The 22359-nt window shown below is 39.2% G+C and carries 16 protein-coding genes, 22 tRNA genes and 2 rRNA genes; 36 read left to right on the top strand and 4 right to left on the bottom strand.

Annotation, left to right across the window (positions count from 1 at the left end; all coding sequences use genetic code 11):
• The 24 genes from IEV41_RS14885 to IEV41_RS14770 all read left to right on the top strand — a co-directional run.
• A 23S ribosomal RNA gene (locus IEV41_RS14885) occupies positions 1-114 on the top strand; the annotation flags it as partial.
• A gap of 112 nt (positions 115-226) precedes the next feature.
• Positions 227-342, top strand: a 5S ribosomal RNA gene (rrf, locus tag IEV41_RS14880).
• A gap of 5 nt (positions 343-347) precedes the next feature.
• Positions 348-423 (top strand) — tRNA-Val (locus IEV41_RS14875).
• 4 nt (positions 424-427) lie between these two features.
• Positions 428-503: transfer RNA gene (locus IEV41_RS14870), tRNA-Thr, on the top strand.
• A gap of 9 nt (positions 504-512) precedes the next feature.
• Positions 513-588, top strand: a tRNA-Lys gene (locus tag IEV41_RS14865).
• A gap of 15 nt (positions 589-603) precedes the next feature.
• Positions 604-687, top strand: a tRNA-Leu gene (locus IEV41_RS14860).
• Between the two features lie 18 nt (positions 688-705).
• Positions 706-780 (top strand) — tRNA-Gly (locus IEV41_RS14855).
• Positions 781-789: 9 nt separating this feature from the next.
• Positions 790-878, top strand: a tRNA-Leu gene (locus IEV41_RS14850).
• Positions 879-887: 9 nt separating this feature from the next.
• A tRNA-Arg gene (locus IEV41_RS14845) sits at positions 888-964 on the top strand.
• A 57-nt stretch (positions 965-1021) separates the two neighbouring features.
• Positions 1022-1098: transfer RNA gene (locus IEV41_RS14840), tRNA-Pro, on the top strand.
• An 11-nt stretch (positions 1099-1109) separates the two neighbouring features.
• Positions 1110-1185, top strand: a tRNA-Ala gene (locus IEV41_RS14835).
• 27 nt (positions 1186-1212) lie between these two features.
• Positions 1213-1289 (top strand) — tRNA-Met (locus IEV41_RS14830).
• Between the two features lie 25 nt (positions 1290-1314).
• Positions 1315-1391: transfer RNA gene (locus IEV41_RS14825), tRNA-Ile, on the top strand.
• A 16-nt stretch (positions 1392-1407) separates the two neighbouring features.
• Positions 1408-1500: transfer RNA gene (locus tag IEV41_RS14820), tRNA-Ser, on the top strand.
• A gap of 40 nt (positions 1501-1540) precedes the next feature.
• Positions 1541-1617: transfer RNA gene (locus IEV41_RS14815), tRNA-Met, on the top strand.
• Positions 1618-1621: 4 nt separating this feature from the next.
• Positions 1622-1697: transfer RNA gene (locus IEV41_RS14810), tRNA-Asp, on the top strand.
• Positions 1698-1705: 8 nt separating this feature from the next.
• Positions 1706-1781: transfer RNA gene (locus tag IEV41_RS14805), tRNA-Phe, on the top strand.
• A gap of 19 nt (positions 1782-1800) precedes the next feature.
• A tRNA-Thr gene (locus IEV41_RS14800) sits at positions 1801-1876 on the top strand.
• An 8-nt stretch (positions 1877-1884) separates the two neighbouring features.
• Positions 1885-1960, top strand: a tRNA-His gene (locus IEV41_RS14795).
• 7 nt (positions 1961-1967) lie between these two features.
• A tRNA-Gly gene (locus IEV41_RS14790) sits at positions 1968-2041 on the top strand.
• A gap of 4 nt (positions 2042-2045) precedes the next feature.
• Positions 2046-2122, top strand: a tRNA-Ile gene (locus IEV41_RS14785).
• A gap of 8 nt (positions 2123-2130) precedes the next feature.
• Positions 2131-2205, top strand: a tRNA-Asn gene (locus tag IEV41_RS14780).
• Between the two features lie 8 nt (positions 2206-2213).
• A tRNA-Ser gene (locus IEV41_RS14775) sits at positions 2214-2304 on the top strand.
• 7 nt (positions 2305-2311) lie between these two features.
• A tRNA-Glu gene (locus tag IEV41_RS14770) sits at positions 2312-2383 on the top strand.
• A 45-nt stretch (positions 2384-2428) separates the two neighbouring features.
• Here IEV41_RS14770 and IEV41_RS14765 read toward each other — a convergent pair.
• The gene (locus tag IEV41_RS14765) at positions 2429-2611 is read right to left on the bottom strand and encodes a hypothetical protein (protein ID WP_188389256.1); all 183 of its coding nucleotides are present in this window, start codon (positions 2609-2611) and stop codon (positions 2429-2431) included.
• Between the two features lie 828 nt (positions 2612-3439).
• Between IEV41_RS14765 and glgB the strand changes: the two genes are divergently transcribed.
• The 5 genes from glgB (at position 3440) to IEV41_RS14740 (ending at position 11411) form a co-directional block, all read left to right on the top strand.
• Positions 3440-5374, top strand: coding sequence for a 1,4-alpha-glucan branching enzyme (gene glgB / locus IEV41_RS14760; RefSeq protein WP_188389255.1), 1935 nt, complete (start codon positions 3440-3442; stop codon positions 5372-5374).
• A complete protein-coding gene (locus IEV41_RS14755) occupies positions 5322-6458 on the top strand; it encodes a glucose-1-phosphate adenylyltransferase (RefSeq protein WP_188389254.1) in 1137 nt (378 codons plus the stop codon). The genes glgB and IEV41_RS14755 overlap by 53 nt, the downstream gene beginning before the upstream one ends.
• A 20-nt stretch (positions 6459-6478) precedes the next feature.
• Complete coding sequence (locus IEV41_RS14750) at positions 6479-7498, top strand: GlgC family sugar phosphate nucleotidyltransferase (protein ID WP_188389253.1); 1020 nt, start codon at positions 6479-6481, stop codon at positions 7496-7498.
• Positions 7444-8931, top strand: a complete 1488-nt coding sequence (gene glgA / locus IEV41_RS14745; RefSeq protein ID WP_373284247.1) for a glycogen synthase GlgA — start codon at positions 7444-7446, stop codon at positions 8929-8931. The genes IEV41_RS14750 and glgA overlap by 55 nt, the downstream gene beginning before the upstream one ends.
• Before the next feature lie 74 nt (positions 8932-9005).
• Complete coding sequence (locus IEV41_RS14740) at positions 9006-11411, top strand: glycogen/starch/alpha-glucan phosphorylase (protein ID WP_188389251.1); 2406 nt, start codon at positions 9006-9008, stop codon at positions 11409-11411.
• A 14-nt stretch (positions 11412-11425) separates the two neighbouring features.
• Here the strand turns inward: IEV41_RS14740 and IEV41_RS14735 are convergent, their stop codons facing one another.
• Positions 11426-12172, bottom strand: coding sequence for a lipase family protein (locus IEV41_RS14735; protein ID WP_188389250.1), 747 nt, complete (start codon positions 12170-12172; stop codon positions 11426-11428).
• A 368-nt stretch (positions 12173-12540) separates the two neighbouring features.
• Between IEV41_RS14735 and cspD the strand changes: the two genes are divergently transcribed.
• Positions 12541-12741, top strand: coding sequence for a cold-shock protein CspD (gene cspD / locus IEV41_RS14730; protein WP_188389249.1), 201 nt, complete (start codon positions 12541-12543; stop codon positions 12739-12741).
• Positions 12742-12826: 85 nt separating this feature from the next.
• On the opposite strand, the gene IEV41_RS14725 is transcribed toward cspD, so the two are convergent.
• Both IEV41_RS14725 and IEV41_RS14720 read right to left on the bottom strand, forming a co-directional pair.
• Complete coding sequence (locus IEV41_RS14725; RefSeq protein ID WP_188389248.1) at positions 12827-13552, bottom strand: TraR/DksA C4-type zinc finger protein; 726 nt, start codon at positions 13550-13552, stop codon at positions 12827-12829.
• Positions 13553-13613: 61 nt separating this feature from the next.
• Complete coding sequence (locus IEV41_RS14720) at positions 13614-14528, bottom strand: 1,4-dihydroxy-2-naphthoate polyprenyltransferase (protein WP_188389247.1); 915 nt, start codon at positions 14526-14528, stop codon at positions 13614-13616.
• Between the two features lie 259 nt (positions 14529-14787).
• Between IEV41_RS14720 and IEV41_RS14715 the strand changes: the two genes are divergently transcribed.
• The 6 genes from IEV41_RS14715 to menC all read left to right on the top strand — a co-directional run bounded on the left by IEV41_RS14715 (position 14788) and on the right by menC (position 22254).
• Positions 14788-16185, top strand: coding sequence for an isochorismate synthase (locus tag IEV41_RS14715; RefSeq protein ID WP_188389246.1), 1398 nt, complete (start codon positions 14788-14790; stop codon positions 16183-16185).
• Positions 16185-17945 carry a 2-succinyl-5-enolpyruvyl-6-hydroxy-3-cyclohexene-1-carboxylic-acid synthase gene (gene menD / locus IEV41_RS14710; RefSeq protein ID WP_188389245.1) on the top strand — a complete coding sequence of 587 codons (1761 nt, stop codon included), beginning with the start codon at positions 16185-16187 and terminating at the stop codon, positions 17943-17945. The genes IEV41_RS14715 and menD overlap by 1 nt, the downstream gene beginning before the upstream one ends.
• Positions 17942-18751 carry a 2-succinyl-6-hydroxy-2,4-cyclohexadiene-1-carboxylate synthase gene (menH, locus tag IEV41_RS14705; protein ID WP_188389244.1) on the top strand — a complete coding sequence of 270 codons (810 nt, stop codon included), beginning with the start codon at positions 17942-17944 and terminating at the stop codon, positions 18749-18751. The genes menD and menH overlap by 4 nt, the downstream gene beginning before the upstream one ends.
• A 14-nt stretch (positions 18752-18765) precedes the next feature.
• Positions 18766-19584: a 1,4-dihydroxy-2-naphthoyl-CoA synthase gene (menB, locus tag IEV41_RS14700; RefSeq protein WP_188389243.1), complete on the top strand. Its 819-nt coding sequence runs from the start codon at positions 18766-18768 to the stop codon at positions 19582-19584.
• Between the two features lie 131 nt (positions 19585-19715).
• Positions 19716-21155, top strand: coding sequence for an o-succinylbenzoate--CoA ligase (locus IEV41_RS14695; RefSeq protein WP_188389300.1), 1440 nt, complete (start codon positions 19716-19718; stop codon positions 21153-21155).
• Between the two features lie 4 nt (positions 21156-21159).
• Positions 21160-22254: an o-succinylbenzoate synthase gene (menC, locus tag IEV41_RS14690; RefSeq protein WP_188389242.1), complete on the top strand. Its 1095-nt coding sequence runs from the start codon at positions 21160-21162 to the stop codon at positions 22252-22254.
• The last annotated feature ends 105 nt before the right edge of the window (positions 22255-22359 follow it).

The following is a 22359-nucleotide window of genomic DNA, read 5'->3' as shown; positions in this document are numbered from 1 at the left end:
TCCCATTACGCAAGTAAGTAAGAGCCCTGAAAGATGATCAGGTTGATAGGTTCGAGGTGGAAGTGTGGCAACACATGGAGCTGACGAATACTAATCGCTCGAGGACTTAACTAACGTTTATGCAAGGTTTAGCACACATTATCTAGTTTTGAAGGAATAAATACTTCAAAAAATGTTGACATTATAAATTATTTAAGTATAATGAGTAATGTTGCTAAAAAAATAGTCTGGTAATGATGGCAAAGAGGTCACACCCGTTCCCATACCGAACACGGAAGTTAAGCTCTTTAGCGCCGATGGTAGTTGGGGGTTTCCCCCTGTGAGAGTAGGACGTTGCCAGGCAAGTTGGAGGATTAGCTCAGCTGGGAGAGCACCTGCCTTACAAGCAGGGGGTCGGCGGTTCGATCCCGTCATCCTCCACCATAAGGCCGACTTAGCTCAATTGGTAGAGCAACTGACTTGTAATCAGTAGGTTGGGGGTTCAAGTCCTCTAGTCGGCACCAGTTCTTTTAGAGCCATTAGCTCAGTCGGTAGAGCATCTGACTTTTAATCAGAGGGTCGAAGGTTCGAGTCCTTCATGGCTCACCATTTATAAAATGATATGCGGGTGTGGCGGAATTGGCAGACGCACTAGACTTAGGATCTAGCGCCTTTGGCGTGGGGGTTCGAGTCCCTCCACCCGCACCATTTTTAATTAAATATGTTGCGAAAGTAGTTCAGTGGTAGAATACAACCTTGCCAAGGTTGGGGTCGCGGGTTCGAATCCCGTCTTTCGCTCCATAAGTCCTAGCCGGGGTGGTGGAATTGGCAGACACACAGGACTTAAAATCCTGCGGTAGGTGACTACCGTGCCGGTTCGAGTCCGGCCCTCGGTACCATTTTAATAAGCGCCCGTAGCTCAATTGGATAGAGCGTTTGACTACGGATCAAAAGGTTAGGGGTTCGAGTCCTCTCGGGCGCGCCATTTTAAAAAATGGTGAAAATACTTGTATAATATATAATTGATATAATTATATATATACGGGAAGTGGCTCAGCTTGGTAGAGCACCTGGTTTGGGACCAGGGGGTCGCAGGTTCAAATCCTGTCTTCCCGACCATTAATAATATTGGGGCCTTAGCTCAGCTGGGAGAGCGCCTGCCTTGCACGCAGGAGGTCAGCGGTTCGATCCCGCTAGGCTCCACCAATAGTACAATCTCATAGTAAATAATATGGCGGTGTAGCTCAGCTGGCTAGAGCGTACGGTTCATACCCGTGAGGTCGTGGGTTCGACTCCCTCCGCCGCTACCATATTTTCTTTGGATACTAAGACTAGGGACCTTTAGCTCAGTTGGTTAGAGCAGACGGCTCATAACCGTCCGGTCGTAGGTTCGAGTCCTACAAGGTCCACCATGAGATTCATAAATACGGAGGAATACCCAAGTCTGGCTGAAGGGATCGGTCTTGAAAACCGACAGGGGTGTCAAAGCCCGCGGGGGTTCGAATCCCTCTTCCTCCTCCATTTATTTTATCTTCAGCATTAAGTAAATATTTCTTATTAACGCGGGGTGGAGCAGCTCGGTAGCTCGTCGGGCTCATAACCCGAAGGTCGCAGGTTCAAATCCTGTCCCCGCAACCAAAATGGTCCCGTGGTGTAGCGGTTAACATGCCTGCCTGTCACGCAGGAGATCGCCGGTTCGATCCCGGTCGGGACCGCCATTTTTAAAGGCTCGGTAGCTCAGTCGGTAGAGCAGAGGACTGAAAATCCTCGTGTCGGCGGTTCGATTCCGTCCCGAGCCACCATTTACAAATTTCATAATTGGCCGACTTAGCTCAATTGGTAGAGCAACTGACTTGTAATCAGTAGGTTGGGGGTTCAAGTCCTCTAGTCGGCACCATTTTTATGGCGGCTGTGGCGAAGTGGTTAACGCACCGGATTGTGGCTCCGGCATTCGTGGGTTCGATTCCCATCAGTCGCCCCATTTTTTTGCGGGTGTAGTTTAGTGGTAAAACAAGAGCCTTCCAAGCTCTGGTCGAGAGTTCGATTCTCTTCACCCGCTCCAAAAAGGGCCTATAGCTCAGCTGGTTAGAGCGCACGCCTGATAAGCGTGAGGTCGATGGTTCGAGTCCATTTAGGCCCACCATATGTTTTTCCGCAGTAGCTCAGTGGTAGAGCTATCGGCTGTTAACCGATCGGTCGCAGGTTCGAGTCCTGCCTGCGGAGCCATATCATACAGAGAAGTACCCAAGTGGCTCAAGGGGCTCCCCTGCTAAGGGAGTAGATCGGGTAACCGGTGCGAGGGTTCGAATCCCTTCTTCTCTGCCATATGTTAGGCCCGTTGGTCAAGTGGTTAAGACACCGCCCTTTCACGGCGGTAACACGGGTTCGAATCCCGTACGGGTCATCAAAGCATATATCATTGGATATATGCTTTTTTCTTTTTATCCTATTATTTTTCGCATGATACAGACCAGCTAAGTATAAGGAATGATCGTTCAATATGAGGAATATTTCCTTGTTGTATGCATTGTTCTTTTGCATGATAGAATGATTGGTAATTGGATACGATGATTGTAAGAATAAAGGCTAACGTGATGCTACAAATAATGATAAGCAATCGTTTTTTCTTCACCTTGTATTTCCTCCTTTTAGATAGACTAGCATGATTTGACACGTTTGTCGTTTCACTTTACGATACATATATAAGACTGAAAATTCTTTCTTTTAAGAGGTGTCGGATGAAGCATTCAATCACTATTGAAATGGTCGTTATCTGTTGTGCAATTATATCAATGATTTATTTCCATTTTCTTTTGTATGTGCATACCTTTTTTATTTGCTATGCTTTGTCAAAAATTATGCTAAGGCGAGGTTTCGTTAAATTAACGAAAGTACAATTTCAAGTTTATGCGTATGTAGTTCTTGGACTTTTAACCTTTATCGTGCTAGAAGTAGAAAGGGTGACCTTGTACTCTTACTCCTTTGGAATGTTTTTCTCTCTTTTATCTTTGTTACTCATAGATTATCGGGAATTGTTCCAAGAAAAGAGTATATAATGCGTCAGCTTAATGCAATAGGAGACAGTGCTTCATCTTGTTATGAACACTGTCTTTTTGTATGTGTTAAAACAGAAAAAATGAAAGTGTTTACATAAGTATTTTCAAAAAATATATACATAAATATTTATTTATATATGAAAACGTTTAACTCGTTTTTGGAATAATTTAAACGCATATGTTTTTGGGATTAAGCCTATTACAATGGGATACTATGAGGATGAAGACATATTTTGACTTTATATTTATATATTAATCGACATTTTTTTGACAACGTTTTCAATAATTGTTTGTTTAATAAGTCACAATTTTTAATATATTTTTAACAGGTATTTTAAGTAATTTATTGAATATATTATGTAATCCATTTATTTAGATTAACAGAAGGAAAGAGGTGATTCATTTTGGATACGGCGCATCTTACAGACTATGATATACATTTGTTTCATGAAGGAAGTTTATTTAAGAGTTATCACACGTTTGGGGCACATCGATGGAAGGAAGAAGGTTTGATTGGTACTCGCTTTTCTGTATGGGCTCCACATGCGAAAGAGGTCCGTATTGTTGGGGATTTCAACAAGTGGATTGGTACAAATCATCAGATGAAGAAAGTAAGTAATGAAGGAGTATGGGCGTTGTTTATTCCTGAAGTTGGGAATGGCAGCTTATATAAATATGAAATTGTGACAAAAACGGGAGATATTATTTTAAAGGCAGATCCATATGCATATTATTCGGAAATGCGTCCTCAGACAGCTTCTATTGTATATGAACTAGACGGATACAAATGGAAGGATAAAAAATGGTTGAAAAGTCGTGAGAAGCGAGTGAGTTATAAAGAACCGTTGGCTATTTACGAAGTGCACTTTGGGTCATGGCGTTTAAAAGAGGATGGTACACCGTATTCGTATCGTGAATGTGCGGAAGAGTTAATTCCCTATGTCAAAGAGCATGGATTTACGCATATTGAAATTATGCCCCTAGTAGAGCATCCATATGACCGTTCATGGGGATATCAAGGAACGGGCTATTTTGCCGTAACGAGTAGGTATGGGACTCCACAGGACCTTATGTATTTTATAGACGAATGCCATCAACAAGGGATTGGTGTCATTCTCGATTGGGTACCTGGACATTTTTGCAAAGATGCACATGGGTTGTACATGTTTGATGGTACACCAACATATGAATATGAAAGTATGCCTATTCGAGAAAATGCAGTATGGGGAACAGCTAACTTTGACTTAGGCAAACCTGAAGTTCAAAGTTTCTTAATTTCAAATGCAATGTTCTGGATGGAGTACTTTCATATTGACGGTTTCCGTGTAGATGCTGTTGCGAATATGTTGTATTGGAATATAGATAGTGTGCAACAAAAGAATGAGCATGCAGTAACATTCTTTCGTCGTTTAAATGAAATAGTATTTAATGAGAATCCTAATTTCTTGATGATGGCAGAAGATTCAACTGACTGGCCGATGGTTACGTGGCCAACAGATAAAGGTGGACTTGGCTTCAATTATAAGTGGAACATGGGTTGGATGAATGACATGTTAACGTATATGGAGTGTGAGCCTGAAAATCGAAAATACATGCATGAAAAGGTGACATTCTCCATTTTGTATGCTTTCTCTGAAAACTTCATTCTACCACTTTCACATGACGAAGTAGTGCATGGGAAGAAGTCATTACTGAACAAAATGCCAGGTGATTATTGGAGAAAGTTTGCACAGCTACGTCTGTTATATGGGTATATGATGGCGCATCCTGGAAAGAAGCTTTTGTTTATGGGTGGGGAGTTCGGTCAATTTGACGAATGGAAAGACTTAGAGGATTTAGATTGGAATTTATTTGAGTTTGAGATGCATGAGAAAATGAATGTCTTTGTTAAAGATCTATTAGCCTTCTATAAACGCTCTAAGCCATTGTGGCAATTAGATTATACGTATGAAGGTTTTGAGTGGGTGGATGTAACTAATAGGGAGCAAAGTATTTTTTCTTTTTTACGTAAGGGAGAGAATGAAGAAGACTTCTTACTGATTGTATGTAACTTTACAGAGCAAGTATATATGAATTACCGAATTGGTGTACCTGATGTAGCTTTTTATAATGAGGTGTTAAACAGCGACGATACGAAGTATGGTGGTTCTGGACAAATCAATAAGAAACGATTGAAAACTGTAAAAGAACCATATCATAACCAGCCAAGCAGCATTGAAATCACAATACCTCCATTTGGAATATCGATCATTCGACCGGTGAAGTCGAGGAAGGGGACAATAGCAAATGGTAAAGAAGAAATGCGTCGCAATGTTATTAGCAGGGGGAAAAGGGAGTAGATTAAGCTCTTTGACCAAAAACTTAGCAAAGCCCGCTGTTCATTTTGGAGGGAAATATCGAATCATTGACTTTACATTAAGTAATTGTACGAATTCAGGTATTGAAACAATCGGTATTTTAACACAATATCAGCCGCTCGTTCTCAATTCGTATATCGGTGTCGGTAGTTCATGGGACTTAGATCGACGAAATGGCGGAGTAACGGTATTACCTCCTTATTCGGAGTCTTCAGGAGTGAAATGGTACACAGGAACAGCAAGTGCTATTTATCAAAATATAAATTATTTAAAGCAATACAATCCAGAGTATGTCTTAATCCTTTCTGGTGATCACATTTACAAAATGGATTACTCTAAGATGCTAGACTATCACATTCAAAAAGATGCGGACGTATCTATTTCAGTTATTGAAGTACCGTGGGATGAAGCAAGTCGCTTTGGTATTATGAATACGAATGAAGATCTGGATATTACTGAATTTGAAGAGAAGCCACAGTTCCCGAAAAGCAACCTCGCTTCGATGGGGATTTATATTTTTAAATGGCAAGTGTTAAAAGAATATCTCGAAATGGACAGTCGTAATCCGGATTCTAGTAATGACTTTGGAAAGGATATTATTCCGTTATTGCTAGAAGAACGAAAGAAATTAGTTGCTTATCCGTTCAAAGGATATTGGAAGGATGTTGGAACGGTTAAGAGCTTATGGGAAGCAAATATGGATTTATTAAAGGATAATGGCAGTGACGATTGTCTAAATTTATTCGATCGTGATTGGCGAATTTATTCGAGAGCCTCTAATCAACCACCTCAATTTATTGCACCTTATGCGAAAGTGAAAGATTCTCTTATTAATGAAGGTTGTGTTATCGAAGGAAATATTGAGAACTCGGTGTTATTCCAAGGGGTAACAGTTCAAGAAGGTAGTACAATCCGTGAATCGGTTATTATGCCAGATGTTGTGATTGGAAAGAATGTTGTGATCGAGCGGGCAATTATTGCTTCTGGGATGGTTATAGAAGATAATGCAATCATTATGCCCGAGAAAGATTTGAACGATGTTGTGTTAGTAGCGGAAACAGAATAAGGAATGGAAGGGGAAAAAAGATGAATCAACAAATGTTAGGAATCATTGATGCGACAGCATATGAACCATCATTAGATGAACTAATTAGACATCGTTCATTAGCAGCGTTGCCGTTTGGAGGAAGATATCGATTAATTGATTTTATGTTATCCAATTTTGTTAATTCGAATATTCATAGTGTTGCAGTATTCCCTTGTAATCCAACGCGTTCGCTACTTGATCATGTTGGTTCGGGGAAGCAATGGGACTTAGATAGAAAACGCCATGGACTGTTTTTATTTCCGCCAAGTGGAAAAGAGGAAGAATTTGCGTCAAAAGAGTTTTTTCAACGCCATATGGAATATTTACTCCGCTCCACTCAAAAGTATGTTGTTGTCGCAAATAGCCACGTTGTAGGCACAATAGATTTTAGACGTGTCTTGCAGCGACATTTAGAAGCTGGCGCTGACATTACAGAATTATGTTATGAGGGTGAATTACTGGGTATGTATGTCATCGAACGAGAGTTGTTATTGCATTTGTTTTGTGCATATGAGCATGCGCCAGCAGATACACTTATTACATTTATTCGTACATGCCAAGATAACTTGAGAAAGCATATTTATGAAGTACCTGGCTATTTAATGAAAATTGACTCGCTAACAGGATACTATAGGCATAGTATGTCACTATTACGTCCAGAAATATGGAAGCAAGTATTTACAAAGGAATATCCAATTTATACGAAAGCAAAAGATGAACCACCAACGAAGTATGCAAGTGATGCGAAAGTGCAAAATGCGATGATTGCAAATGGTTCTATTATTGAAGGGAATATAGATAGTAGTTTGTTGTTCCGTTCTGTCAAAGTAGGGAAAGGAACGATAATTCGTAATAGTATTATTATGCAAAAGAGCCAAATTGGCGATAATTGTATATTAGATGGTGTCATTATTGATAAAGATGTTAAGATTGAAGACGGTACAATTATTACTGGGACGAAACAATACCCGTACGTGATTCGAAAAGGTACTGTACAAGGAGCGTTGATGAAGTCGTGAAAGTATTATTTGCGGTATCCGAATGCGTCCCATTTGCCAAGTCTGGTGGTTTGGCAGATGTTGCAGGCGCATTACCGAAGGAATTGAAGAAACTTGGCACAGAAGTACGTGTGATATTGCCAAATTATAGTTCTATTTCGCCTGCGTTACGGGAAGAATTTGAATTGTATCATATCTTCCAAGTAAAGCTTGGTTGGCGAAATCAATATTGTGGGATTTTCAAAACAGAATACGATGGTGTGACATATTATTTACTAGACAATGAATATTATTTTAAGAGAGATTCATTGTTATATGGACATTATGATGATGGAGAGCGTTTTTCATTTTTTTCACGAGCGGTACTAGATAGTATTCCATTCCTTGATTTCATGCCAGATGTTCTTCATTGCCATGATTGGCATACAGGGATGGTGAGTTTTCTATTAGATGCGCATTATCGTGAACATGAGATATATAAAGACATGAAGACAGTATTTACAATTCATAACCTCCAGTTTCAAGGTGTATTTCCAAAAGATATGATGCATGAGGTATTGGAGTTAGATGAGAAGTATTTCAATATGGAGCAACTTGAATTTTACGGAAAGATTAACTTCATGAAAGCGGGTATTGCTGCGTCGGATCTTATTACGACAGTTAGTCCTACTTACAAAGAAGAAATTCAATATGCTTATTTCGGAGAGAAATTAGACGGTTTGTTGCGAAAGCATAACGATAAGCTATACGGTATTGTGAATGGTATTGATGATACTGTTTACAATCCGGTATCCGATCAAGAAATTACATCAACATACGATGCAATATCGATTGAGAGGAAGCATCCAAACAAAGTAACAATCCAACAAAAATTTGGACTACAAGCGTCCAAAGATACGCCAATTATTGCGATGGTGACACGCCTTACGAAGCAAAAGGGTTTAGACCTCGTTCGTCATGTGTTTCATCAACTAATGGAAGAGGAAATCCAGCTTATTGTTTTAGGAACAGGTGAGAAAGAGTATGAAGATTTCTTTAAACATATGGAATATGTGTATCCAGAGAAAGTAAGAGCGTATATCGGATTTAATGAATCGCTCGCGCATGAACTTTACGCCGGTGCTGATTTGTTCCTTATGCCATCTCAATTTGAACCGTGTGGTTTGGGACAGCTTATTGCACTTCAATACGGGACAGTACCAATTGTACGAGAAACAGGTGGCTTAAATGATACAGTACAGTCGTATAATGAAGTGACAAGAGAAGGGAATGGATTTAGTTTCCGTAATTTCAATGCGCACGATATGCTTCATACGATAAAAAGAGCGCTGTATTATTATCATGAACCAGTGCGATGGGAAGAGATTGTACGAGAAGCGATGAGTAGAGATTATAGCTGGAGACAATCTGCAGGGGAATATAATAATTTATACAGACAGTTGCAAGGCGAGTAATGCAGTTTCACCTCCACCTATCTTCTTCGTACTTTGGTGGAGGTTTCTTCGTGTATGGGAGAGGAGAGAAAGCCATGTTTTCGAATAAGGAAATATTTAAAGAAACATTTTTAGAGAAGTTAGAAATGCTTTGTGGGAAAAGTTTTAAAGAATCAACGGTGCGTGATCAATATCATACACTTGGTCACATGGTAAGAGAATTTATTAGTGCCACGTGGATTGCAACGAATGAACATAACCGTTCGACACATGCAAAGCAAGTATATTATCTATCAATTGAGTTTTTACTTGGTCGGATGCTTGGAAATAATTTATTGAATCTTGGGATACGAGAAATATGTGAGGAAGGTCTTCTAGATTTAGGGATATCATTGCAGGAGGTTGAAGAAAGTGAAAGTGATGCAGGACTAGGAAACGGTGGATTAGGACGACTAGCAGCTTGTTTTCTCGATTCACTTGCATCCTTAAATCTTCCTGGGCATGGGTATGGCATTCGATATAAGCATGGATTATTTGATCAAAAAATTGTCGAGGGGTACCAAGTGGAGCTGCCAGAGCAATGGTTACGTCATGGGAATGTATGGGAACTAAGGCGTCATGACCAAGCAATTGAGGTTGGATTTTGGGGAGAGGTTGAAACTATTCATCTTAATGGTAGATTAGACTTCCGTACTGTTAGTGAAGAGAAAATAACAGCTGTTCCGTATGATATTCCGGTCGTAGGTTATAAGACAGATACAATTAATACACTTCGATTGTGGAATGCAGAGCCTTCTCCGTATCCGACAGACAAAAATGTGATGGAATATAAGCGAGAAACAGAAGCTGTGTCTGAGTTGCTCTACCCGGACGATACGCACGATGAAGGGAAAATATTACGGCTTAAACAACAATACTTCCTCGTATCAGCTAGCTTACAAAATATTATTCAACAACATCGGGCCCATCACGGACATGTGAAGGATTTGCATAAAAAGGTCGCAATTCATATTAATGATACGCACCCTGTCTTAGCCATTCCAGAATTGATGCGCATATTGCTGGATAAGGAGAAAATGAGCTGGGAAGAGGCGTGGCATATTACGATTGAGACAATCTCCTATACGAATCATACGACACTTTCTGAAGCATTAGAAAAATGGCCAGTTCGTATTTTCAAACCATTGCTTCCGCGTATTTATATGATTGTGGAGGAGATTAACGAGCGTTTTTGTAAGCAGTTATGGAAGCGGTATCCTGGAGAATGGGACCGTATTAAGCAAATGGCAATTATTGCAGATGATTTAGTCAAGATGGCTCATTTAGCGATTGTTGGTAGTCATAGTATCAATGGTGTTGCAAAGATTCATACGAATATTTTGAAGGAACGAGAGATGAATCATTTTTATAAATTTTATCCAAGTAAGTTTAATAATAAGACGAATGGTATTACGCATCGCCGTTGGTTATTAAAGGCGAATCCACAGCTTGCTTCGTTATTAAATGAAGCAATTGGTGACAAGTGGGTTCAATCTCCGGCGAAGTTGACAGAGTTACTTTCGTACCGAGAAGACGCCGTTTTTCAGCACCAAATTGCACAAGTAAAGAAAGCCCGAAAGGATATATTGGCGAAACATATTTATGAACAAACAGGAATCAATGTTGATACGAATTCTATCTTTGATGTACAAGTAAAGAGGTTACATGCATATAAGCGGCAGCTATTAAATGTGTTGCATATTATGTATTTGTATAATCGTTTGAAAGAAGATAGTAGCTTTACGATCTATCCACATACGTTTATCTTTGGAGCAAAGGCATCCCCAGGCTATTATTATGCAAAGAAAATCATCAAACTTATTAACTCTTTAGCAGACAAAGTAAATCATGATAAACAAACGAATGACCGATTAAAGGTTATTTTCCTCGAAAACTACCGTGTATCGTTAGCAGAAGATATTTTCCCAGCGGCGGATGTGAGTGAACAAATTTCAACTGCAAGTAAGGAAGCATCTGGTACGGGAAATATGAAGTTTATGATGAATGGTGCAGTGACGGTAGGGACGCTTGACGGGGCGAATATTGAAATTAAAGAAGAAGTAGGAAACGAACATATTTTCATCTTCGGTTTAACGTCGGAAGAAGTATTGAATTATCATCATAACGGTGGGTATCGTTCCATGGATTATTATCATCATGATGCGAGAGTTCATCGTGTTGTGGACCAGTTAGTGAATGGGTATTATCCTGTCGCCCAAGATGAGTTCGAGCCAATTTATGATTCTCTTACGGTTCAGAATGATGAATATTTTGTCCTGAAAGACCTCGCTTCATATATAGATGTACATGAACGGGTGAATAACATGTATCAAGACACACATACGTGGTTACGAATGAGTATTACGAATATTGCTCAGTCTGGCCACTTTACAAGTGATCGAACGATTCTGCAATACGCACATGATATTTGGAAGATTAAGCACTCAGAAATGATACGTTAAGAAGAGAAAGGAAACTATGTATCGATAGTTTCCTTTTTCATATTTTGTTGGAGAAGCTTTCTGACGGCATCACGATATGTATAGATACGATGATTTTTCATAATTTTCCCCTTGTTTGTTGAAAATGAGAAGAATTGTTTTACATGATGATAGTCGCGTTTCTTTTTTAGAAGGTCATTTGGAGGGAGTAATGGAACAAAGTCATGTAAATTTACAAAGCGGAAACTTATTGGAACGAGCTGGTCGAAGCGTGTTTTGAATGTTTTGTCTCCAATTTTTGGTGCACCGAAATTGTAATGAATAATGCCTGGTAAGGCCAAGTTATGAGCGACATCTAAGGAGAAGAGGATACTAAGAGCACCGCCTAAACTATGACCTGTGGTGAGCAGAGTTTTCTTTGGAAGAACGTGAAGGGTGTCCATAATAGTAGTTCGGCATGATTCGTAAATAGAAAGAAATCCGCCATGTACTTTCCCACTATCTGGAACGTATGGGAAAGACCGTTGATTAATGGAGAAATCGGTAATCCATTCATCGTCTGTTTTTGTGCCACGAAAAGCAACAAGTATATATTGGGGAGATTCTAGAATAAAGCCGAACCACGTTGTATCGTTAAAGGAGGTAGCTTGAAATCCTTTGACAATTGTGAAAGGGTCAGGTGCATAAAAGATTCCTTTTTGTTTATATTGTTCATATGTTTCGACACAACAATCAACGAGTAAGGATGCGAGGGGCCAATTCACTTCGTTACGAAATGACATCTTTCACACTCCTTTCATATGGTTAATATATGAAGAAAGTGGACGACAAAGACAAAAAATTGAATGGATAATAAATGGGACCTCTAAAAAAAGTGAAAAAAACAGTGTTTTTCTTTCCATTGACCTAATGTAACTATCGTGTTATGATGGTATTACTATTAACCACATAATTATGTGTTTGAATTAATTGGAACATTTCTTCTTGTACGTTTTGTAATAAAAATGTATGGAATTATACTCATCCATCGCCTTGATTGAAGAGTCTGAATCATAATTCCAGTGAGAACTGGAGATGAATTCGTTTCGGTCATTCCATCAGTATGTAGGTAGATAGTAAATATTTTTTCTTATTTTTAGGAGGTATACTGATGCAATTCGGTAAAGTAAAATGGTTTAACAGTGAAAAAGGTTTTGGATTTATTGAAGTAGACGGCGGAAACGATGTATTCGTTCATTTCTCAGCTATCCAAGGCGACGGATTTAAAACATTAGAAGAAGGTCAAGAAGTTGAGTTCGAAATCGTAGACGGCAACCGCGGACCTCAAGCTGCTAACGTTACAAAAAAATAATTGGATTTTATCCAGTTGAGAGCACTCATTTATGAGTGTTCTTTTTTATGGGGAAAGCCTAGAGAAAATCTCTAGGCTTCTATTATTATTCTGGATAATCATCTGTTTGTAATGTGCCTTCTATTGCCTGTTGTTCGTAGTTATCTAGCTCTTGCTCATATTGTTGATATGCTTTTACTCCGTATATTGCTTTGTCTTTTCCGTGTATATCGGTGCCGATAAAGTTCTCAAAGTCCTCCACATATCCAAGTGGTTCATTAGAGTGGAAGTACGTATGATTATAGTCTTTTTCTTCATTTGTAATGAAGTCTGACGGCGTATCGGATGATCCAACTTTCATTGCATCTTGAATACTGTCTTCGCCGTCATAGCCGACATTTGAGGCTAAGTCATGGTTTGCGAATGGATGACCGATAACTCGTTCTTCAATTGGTCGACTTTTGGAAACGGTTTGCTCTGGGCTATGCTCTTTGCAATAGAGTGTAGAGGGAAGGGCTTCTAGCCGTTCGGGGGATATGTCTTGGTGACAAACTTTACATATACCGTACTCTCCTGTTTCTATCGCTGCCAGAGCAACCTTGATTTCTTCCAAGTCTTCGCGCATTTGTTCATGAAGCGCTAAGTCTTTTCCACGTTCAAATAGTTCACTTCCTAAATCTCCTGGATGGTTATCGTAGCTAGATAACTCCCCGATAGATTCCGTTTCAGATAAATATTCTCCGTTTGCTCCGCCATGTAATCGTTCTTCTAATTGTTGTTTTTCTATAAGGAGCGTTGCTTGTAATTGTTCCTTTAGAACAGAAGAAAGCATGAAGAACACTTCCTTTCATCAAAAAATTAAGGTACGTTCCTCATGCTTAGTATGAACAAAATTATAAGAAGTAGCCGATTAATAGACCGATGGAAAATAAAAATCCAAAGAATGTGTTTGTTTGAGCTGTGCATTTCATTGCAGGCATCATTTCAATTGGTTCTGATTTTCCGATAAACCCTTTTACTGCTTGGATAGCTTTTGGTGCGCTTATGAACACAAGAAGTGTCCAAATTTCTGTTAAGCCAGTTACGATAAGAACAATTGTCCATCCGTAAGAAATGATGAACATACTAGCTAACACACCAATCGCGTTGTTCTTGCCAACGAGAATAGCCAGTGTCTTACGTCCATTTACTTTATCGTTATCTAAGTCACGAATGTTATTCGCAAGTAAGATGGCACCGATTAGAAGGGACGTTGGTAGCGACATAAGCATAATATCATTTGTTACTGTGCCTGTTTGAATGAAATACGAAATACTAATGATCACAAGTCCCATAAAGAAACCAGCAACAATCTCTCCAAACGGCGTATATGCAATTGGTACTGGTCCACCTGTATAGAAATAACCAGCTGCCATGCAGATTAATCCGACTGCCGCAAGCCACCAACTGCTGTTTGCACAAATATAGACACCAAGTAGTAATGCAATGCCAAAGAATGCATACGCTAAATATAGAACTGTTTTTGGTTGTACACCTTCACGTACAATAGCACCACCGATTCCGATTGACTTCTCATTATCTAACCCACGCTTGTAGTCAAAGTATTCATTGAACATGTTCGTTGCGGCTTGAATAAGCAAGCAAGCAAGGAGCATTGTTAAGAAAAGTGGGATATGAATTGCATCAAATCCTGCATGAGCTGTTCCGATAAAGACAGGAATGAATGCAGCTGTTAACGTATGAGGGCGTAATAAATTCCACCAAACTTTCCAGCTTTTTTTGTTGTGATTCGTTGTAAGTTCGTGCATGAGAACCTCCTTTTTACCGTAAAATGAAAAATAATAACAAAGTAGTTGTCCTATTCATGAAAAGAAGAGAACAAACCTTGCTGTTCTCTTCTATTTAAAGTGTAGGCAAAGAGAAAAAATGTGTCAATGAAAAAATACTGTAAGTGTTGGGATACAACCTCCTAACATTGACAGTAGTTATGCTAGAGGTGTATCTTAAAATAAGGATAAACCGACTATTTTTGTCCGTTTTGATAGGATGAATGAGGGGGAAACTTGAGTGATTGTCACTATAGAAAAGAGCTTTCGTACATCACTCCTTGAAGCTTGCACGAAAGCAAAAACGATAGGAAAGAATATATTAGTCAGCTATGTCAAAGAGGTGCAGTGGCAAGATCCACTTCTTTTCTACGCACGTGGCAAACAATTATATAACGGTGAGCGCTTTTATTGGAGCGAGCCAACAACAAATATGACGATAACAGGAATAGGCTTTGTCACTTCCATTAAAAGTGATAAGGATAAGCCTTTTACCCATATACAAGCAGAATGGTCGAAGATGGAACAAGCATGTATTCTTCACCAACAAGAAGCGGTAATTGGTACAGGACCGCTGTTATTTGGCGGATTTACATTTGATTCACAAAAAGAAAAAACAAGATTGTGGGAAGAATTTGCAAACGCTTGGTTTGTGCTTCCGACCTTTATGTTAACAAGTAAAGATACGAAGCAGTATATGACAGCGAATATATTTGTTACACCACATACAGATGCAGAAGAAGTGTACGAGGCATATAAGAGAAGTGAACGTGAATTATTTCACGATATCCATATGACGTGGGAAGAGCCAGCTATAGTAGGCGAAGAGGAAGTCTACCCAGTTGAGTGGATGAACCTTGTTCAAGAAGCAGTAGATACAATGAAACAAAGTGATATAGAAAAAATTGTATTAGCAAGAGAATTAAAGTTAACATTTGATGAAAATATAGATTCCTTCTATGTATTAAAGAATTTGCATGAACAACAAACAAGTAGTTATCTTTTCTCCTTTGATACTAGTACATCATGCTTTATCGGTGCAACACCAGAGCGTCTTATTCGAAAAGAGGGTAATCAACTAACATCAATGTGTCTTGCAGGAACAATTGGTCGTAGTGAAACAGAAATAGAAGATACAAAGAACTACCACGAATTATTAAACGATGCAAAAAATATACGTGAACATAAAATTGTTGTGCAAATGATCCGGGGTGTAATGGAAGAAGTATGTGACACCGTAAATATTCCAGCTGAGCCAACTATTCTAGCTGTTCGTAATTTATATCATTTATATACACCAGTATGTGCGAACACAAATGAAGCTATCCATTTCGTAGATATAGTAGAAAAATTACATCCGACTCCTGCTTTAGGAGGATACCCGAAGGAAGAGGCTTTATCATTTATCCGTGAGAAGGAAATGTTAGATCGTGGATGGTATGCAGCCCCTATCGGCTGGATGGACGGACAACAAAACGGTGAATTTGCAGTAGCGATTCGTTCAGGTTTAGTAAAAGGAAAAGATGTTTCCTTATTTGCTGGATGTGGCATTGTCGAAGAATCAACACCAGTAGCAGAATATGAAGAGACACGAATTAAGTTTAAGCCGATGTTAGCAGCTTTAGGAGGAACGAAGTAATGGAACAAAAGCAAATATTATCAGTGTATCTCGGGGCATTTGTAGATGAATTGACGAAACAGGGGGTATCGGATGTTATTATTAGCCCTGGTTCTCGCTCAACACCGCTTGCGCTGCTAATGGCAGAGAATGAAAAAATAAATACGTATTTACATGTAGATGAACGTTCTGCTGCATTTTTTGCATTAGGAATGGCAAAGGCGAAGAAGAAAGCCGTTGCCATTCTTTGTACGTCTGGAACAGCAGCTGCCAACTACTATCCAGCCATTATTGAAGCGTATCATTCACGTATTCCGTTACTTGTTTTAACGGCGGATCGTCCTCATGAGTTACGTGATGTTGGCGCCCCTCAAGCAATGAACCAATTGCACTTGTTTGGGGATTTTGTGAAAGTATTTATTGAAACGGCCTTACCAGAAGGAACGGAACGTATGTGTCACTATATTAGGTCTACAGCAGCAAGAGGTGTAAGTACATCGCTTACGGTTCCTGCGGGACCTGTACATATTAATTTTCCATTACGTGAGCCACTTGTACCAGACCTTACAGTAACTGATTTATGGGATCATGGAATATTAAAGAGGGAACAGCATGTAGATGTAACACGTGGACAAAAGCGCTTAAGTGAAGCTCAAATTGTCGATTATGTCTCGTTATTTACAACGTATCGAAAAGGCCTTATCGTTTGTGGCCAACAAAGTGATGAACGTCTTGCAGAAGCGATGGTACTCTTGTCTGAGAAGACTGGCTATCCAATCTTGGCAGATCCACTCTCAGGTGCAAGAAGCGGTGGACATAAAGGTGACCACATAGTCGAATGTTATGATACATTTCTTCGTTCAGAAGCGGTCGTAGAATCGTTACAACCAGATATTATTATTCGCTTTGGTGATTCACCGGTGTCAAAAGCATTCTCTTTATATGTACAGAAGCATGCAAATGCATTGCAACTGATTGTGGACGAGGGAGCACAGTGGCGTGACCCTTCTTTGATTGGAGCAGAAATGGTTTATTGTAATGAAGCACTGTTTTGTCATGATGTGGCAGAAGCATTACCGACATGTACAGACTGTAAGTGGTTATCAACATGGACGGAGTTAAATGCATTGACGAAGGAACAGTTCGCAACAATTCATACATATGAAGATTTATTTGAAGGAAAGGCCATTCCAATTTTACAAAAAACGTTACCAGAAGGAGCGACGTTATTTGTTGGAAATAGTATGCCAATCCGTGATATGGATACGTTCTTTGAGGTCGATCAAAAAGGTATTACTATTATGGCCAATCGCGGTGTGAACGGAATTGACGGAACAATTTCTAGTGCATTAGGAGCGGGTACGGATGGAAGCCCACTCGTATTATTCTTAGGAGACTTATCGTTCTATCATGATTTAAATGGACTGTTGATGGCGAAGTTGTACAAGTTAAATGCAACGATTGTTGTGATGAATAATGACGGCGGAGGTATCTTCTCGTATTTACCACAATATGCGGAGAAGAAGCATTTTGAAGTATTATTTGGAACACCACTTGGATTGGATTATGAACATACTGTGAGAATGTATGACGGTCATTTTGCACGTGTAGAAACGTGGAATGAATTCGAATCGGAGCTTCAGAGAGGCATTCATGAAGATGGTTTGCACGTTATCGAAATGAAAACAGATAGAGAAAAAAATCTACACATGCACCGTACGTTATGGAATAACATTAACGACATGTTAACGAAACATATAACAAGTAGGGAACGTTCATGAATGTGCAACTAAACGGGGTAGACTACAGTTACGATATTGTTGGAAGTGGTGAAGCACTACTAGTACTTCATGGTTTTACGGGAAGTAAACAAACATGGCATCCATTTATCAACAACTGGTCAAAGCAGTACAAAGTTATCACGGTTGATTTACTTGGTCACGGTGAGACGGAAAGCCCGTCTGATGTAACAAGGTATGATATTGAATATGTAGCGAAAGATATGATTGCACTCCTTGATGCATTACAAATCACGAAAGCGCACGTATTAGGCTATTCAATGGGAGGACGTGTTGCATTAACGATGGCTTGCTTATACGGATCACGTGTACAGTCTCTTATAGTAGAAAGTACAACGGCAGGATTGCGAACAGAGGAAGAACGTGTTATCCGTAGAGAGCAGGATGCAACATTAGCGATGAACATTGACCTATTTGGTGTGGAAGCATTCATTGATGAGTGGGAACAGATTCCGTTGTTTGAATCACATAAGCATTTACCGGATGAGAAAAAAGAAGCGTTACGAGAAGAGAGATTAAATCAATGTGCAACTGGTCTTGCAAATAGTTTACTTGGGATGGGGACAGGTTCTCAACCATCTTGGTGGGAGATTCTTCATACAGTTGAACTTCCTGTGACAATTTTGTGTGGAGAATGGGATAGTAAGTTTTGTTACTTAGCGAAAGAGCTAGAAGAATGCCTCCCATATGCAAAAAAAATAAAAGTTTTACAGGCTGGACATGCAATTCATGTGGAACAACCTGAAAAGTTTGATACAATAGTAATGGATTGTTTACAACAAAAATAAGGAGGTAATACAATATGGCAATTGAATGGGTAAAAGAAAGAAATTATGAAGAAATTATTTACTCTACATATAACGGTATCGCGAAGATTTCGATCAACCGTCCACATGTGCATAACGCATTCACACCAAAAACGGTATCAGAATTAATCGATGCATTCGCATATGCGCGTGACGATTCAAAAATTGGTGTAATCATTTTAACAGGTGAAGGTGGCAAAGCATTCTGTTCAGGTGGCGACCAAAAAGTTCGCGGCCACGGTGGATATGTAGGTGATGATCACATCCCACGTTTAAATGTATTAGATTTACAACGTTTAATTCGTGTTATTCCGAAGCCAGTTGTTGCAATGGTTGCAGGATATGCAATCGGTGGAGGACACGTATTACACATCGTGTCTGACTTAACAATTGCAGCAGATAATGCTGTATTTGGACAAACAGGACCAAAAGTAGGTAGCTTCGATGCTGGTTATGGAGCTGGTTACTTAGCTCGTCTTGTTGGACACAAGAAAGCTCGCGAAATTTGGTACTTATGCCGTCAATATGGTGCACAAGAAGCGCTTGATATGGGCTTAGTTAACACAGTTGTACCATTAGAGAAATTAGAAGAAGAAACAGTGCAATGGTGTGAGGAAATTTTACAACATAGCCCAACAGCTATTCGTTTCTTAAAAGCAGCATTTAATGCAGATACAGACGGACTTGCTGGTCTTCAGCAGTTAGCTGGTGATGCAACGTTACTGTACTACACAACAGAGGAAGCAAAAGAAGGACGCGACGCATTCAAAGAAAAACGTCAGCCAGACTTCGGTCAATTCCCACGTTTCCCATAAGCCGAATAGGCAGCGACCATTGTATAATGGTCGTTTTTTTGTGTGACGTCTTTGTTGTAGCGTATAATAGAAGAAAACTAGAGCGAAAGGTGGGAAAGTTGCTAAGACTATGTCGTAGCAACGTTCAAAACATGCAACAAACAATGCCAAATTGGCTACAGAATCGAGCGTATTTAACACCAAATCGTGTTGCAATAGAATGGAGTAAACAAGAAATAACGTTTGCAACATTGCACAAACAAGTGGAGAAAACAGTACGCCAATTAACGACGTATCGTATCTATAAAGGCGATACCGTGGCTGTTCATATGACGAACAGTATCGAGATGATACTCGTTATCCATGCTCTTCAATATATGGGCGTCGTGGCAGTGTTACTAAATACTCGGTTAACGATAGAAGAGATAAAGTGGCAAGTAGAAGATGCAAATGCAAAACAACTGATTTGTGATACATATATAGAAGGTATTTCGATTCCACAAATAACAACAGCACAGTGGAGTATGGGAAAAGAAGCATCGATTGAGTTACAAACACATTATCATCTAGATGATGTAACAACAATTTTGTATACGTCTGGTACAACAGGTAATCCAAAAGGTGTCATGTTAACGTATGGTAACCATTATCATAGTGCAATCGGTTCGGCATTAAATTTAGGGCTACACCAAGATGATAGTTGGTTAGCTTGTTTACCCATGTTCCACGTCGGTGGTTTTTCTTTGTTAATGAAAAGTATTATTTATGGGATGAAAATTGTAATGCACGAATCATTCGATGTACGAGCAGTATACAACGATATGATGAAAGGAAAGGTAACGCTTATTTCTGTCGTCACCAAGACCTTACAAGAAATTATAACGTTAGCAGATCAACCTTTCCCAAAGACATTCCGCTGTGCCTTACTAGGTGGAGGACCGGCACCTATTTCATTAATTGAAGAGTGTCTTGAAAAAGGTGTGAATGTATATCAAACGTATGGAATGACAGAAACAGCTTCGCAAATTGCAACACTTGCACCAGAATATGTATTAGCGAAAATCGGCTCAGCAGGAAAGCCATTATTCCCTTGTGAGCTACAAATAAGAAAAGATGGAACAAACGTTAGCGCGTATGAAGAAGGCGAAATCGTTGTCAAAGGACCAAACGTTACTCAAGGATATTACAATCGTGAAGAGGCAACAAAGGAAACAATTCAAGATGGTTGGTTGTATACAGGAGATATCGGCTACTTAGATGATGAGGGTTTCTTGTATGTATTAGATCGTCGAAAAGATTTAATTATCTCTGGTGGAGAAAATATTTATCCTGCACAAATTGAAGCTGCGCTCATGTCACATCCACAAATTATGGATGCTGGTGTAATTGGAATGGAGGATGACCAGTGGGGGCAAGTTCCCGTTGCATTTGTAATAGCTTCAGGATTATCAGCAGAAGAGATATTTGATTATTGTTATACGAAACTAGCGCGATACAAAGTACCAAAGCATATTTATTTTACAGATTCTTTACCACGTAATGCGTCAAATAAATTAGTACGTCGTAACTTGTATGAATGGTTAGGAGAGTGACACGATGAAAATAACCCTACATACAATTGAAATGCCGCTTAAAGTACCATTTCAAACGAGTTACGGAACATATTATAAGCGAGAAAGTATTATCGTCGAAATAGAAGACAAGGATGGAGCCATTGGTTGGGGAGAATGTGTTGCATTCTCTGAACCGTGGTATACAGAAGAAACAATTAAAACGAGTTATCATATGTTGAAAGATTTTTTTATTCCGCATATACTTCAGCATCATATAACGGCTCCATCTGAGCTTAACCGTATACTAGCTAGTTATAAGCGAAATAATATGGCAAAAGCGAGCCTAGAAAATGCGTTATGGGATCTTAATGCGAAAAGGCAAAATAACTCCTTAGCGGCCTTGTTTGGTGGTGTACGAAAAGAAATTCAGGTAGGTGTTGTCGTTGGATTAGGAGAAACGAAAGAGATGTTGGACCAAATTCACGCATATGTAGAAGAAGGGTACAACCGTGTGAAAGTGAAAATATCTCCTGATCGAGATTACACATTACTAAAGGAAATTCGAAATGAGTTCCCTATTCTTCCACTTATGGTTGATGCAAACTCTGCCTATACAATTCATGATATTGACCAACTAAAACGATTAGACGAATTTAATCTTTTAATGATTGAACAACCTTTTGGAGATAATGACTTTTTAGATCACCGTGTCTTACAAGAAGTAATGGAAACACCTATTTGTTTAGATGAGAGTATTCATTCATTAGAAGATGTGAAAGTAGCAGTTGCGTTAAATAGTTGCCAAATTATTAATATTAAGAGTGGTCGTGTTGGTGGATTTCAAGAATCAATTCGTATTCATGACTATTGTAAGGAGCATAATATACCAGTATGGTGCGGTGGAATGATTGAAACGGGGATTGGTCGTGCAGGTAATATCGCTTTGTCATCGCTACCTAATTTTGTGATTCCGGGAGATGTATCAGCTTCTGCACGTCATTGGGAAGAGGATATCATTTATCCAGAAATTACATTACGTAATGGAAAAATAGATGTTCCAACTTCTAGTGGCATTGGCTTCGAAGTAAATCGAAATCAATTAGAAAAAGTAACTGTTTATAAAGAAATAATCAAATAGGAAGCAAATTCGATAAGTGAATGAAACACTTTTCGAATTTGCTTTTTATTTTATCTCAAAGTATAACAGTATCCATTTTTTACATAATAAGTATATACTTTCTAA

This window comes from Priestia taiwanensis, from assembly GCF_014638355.1.
GTDB lineage: Bacteria > Bacillota > Bacilli > Bacillales > Bacillaceae_G > Priestia_D > Priestia_D taiwanensis.
This window is presented reverse-complemented; position numbering and strand designations above follow the sequence as displayed.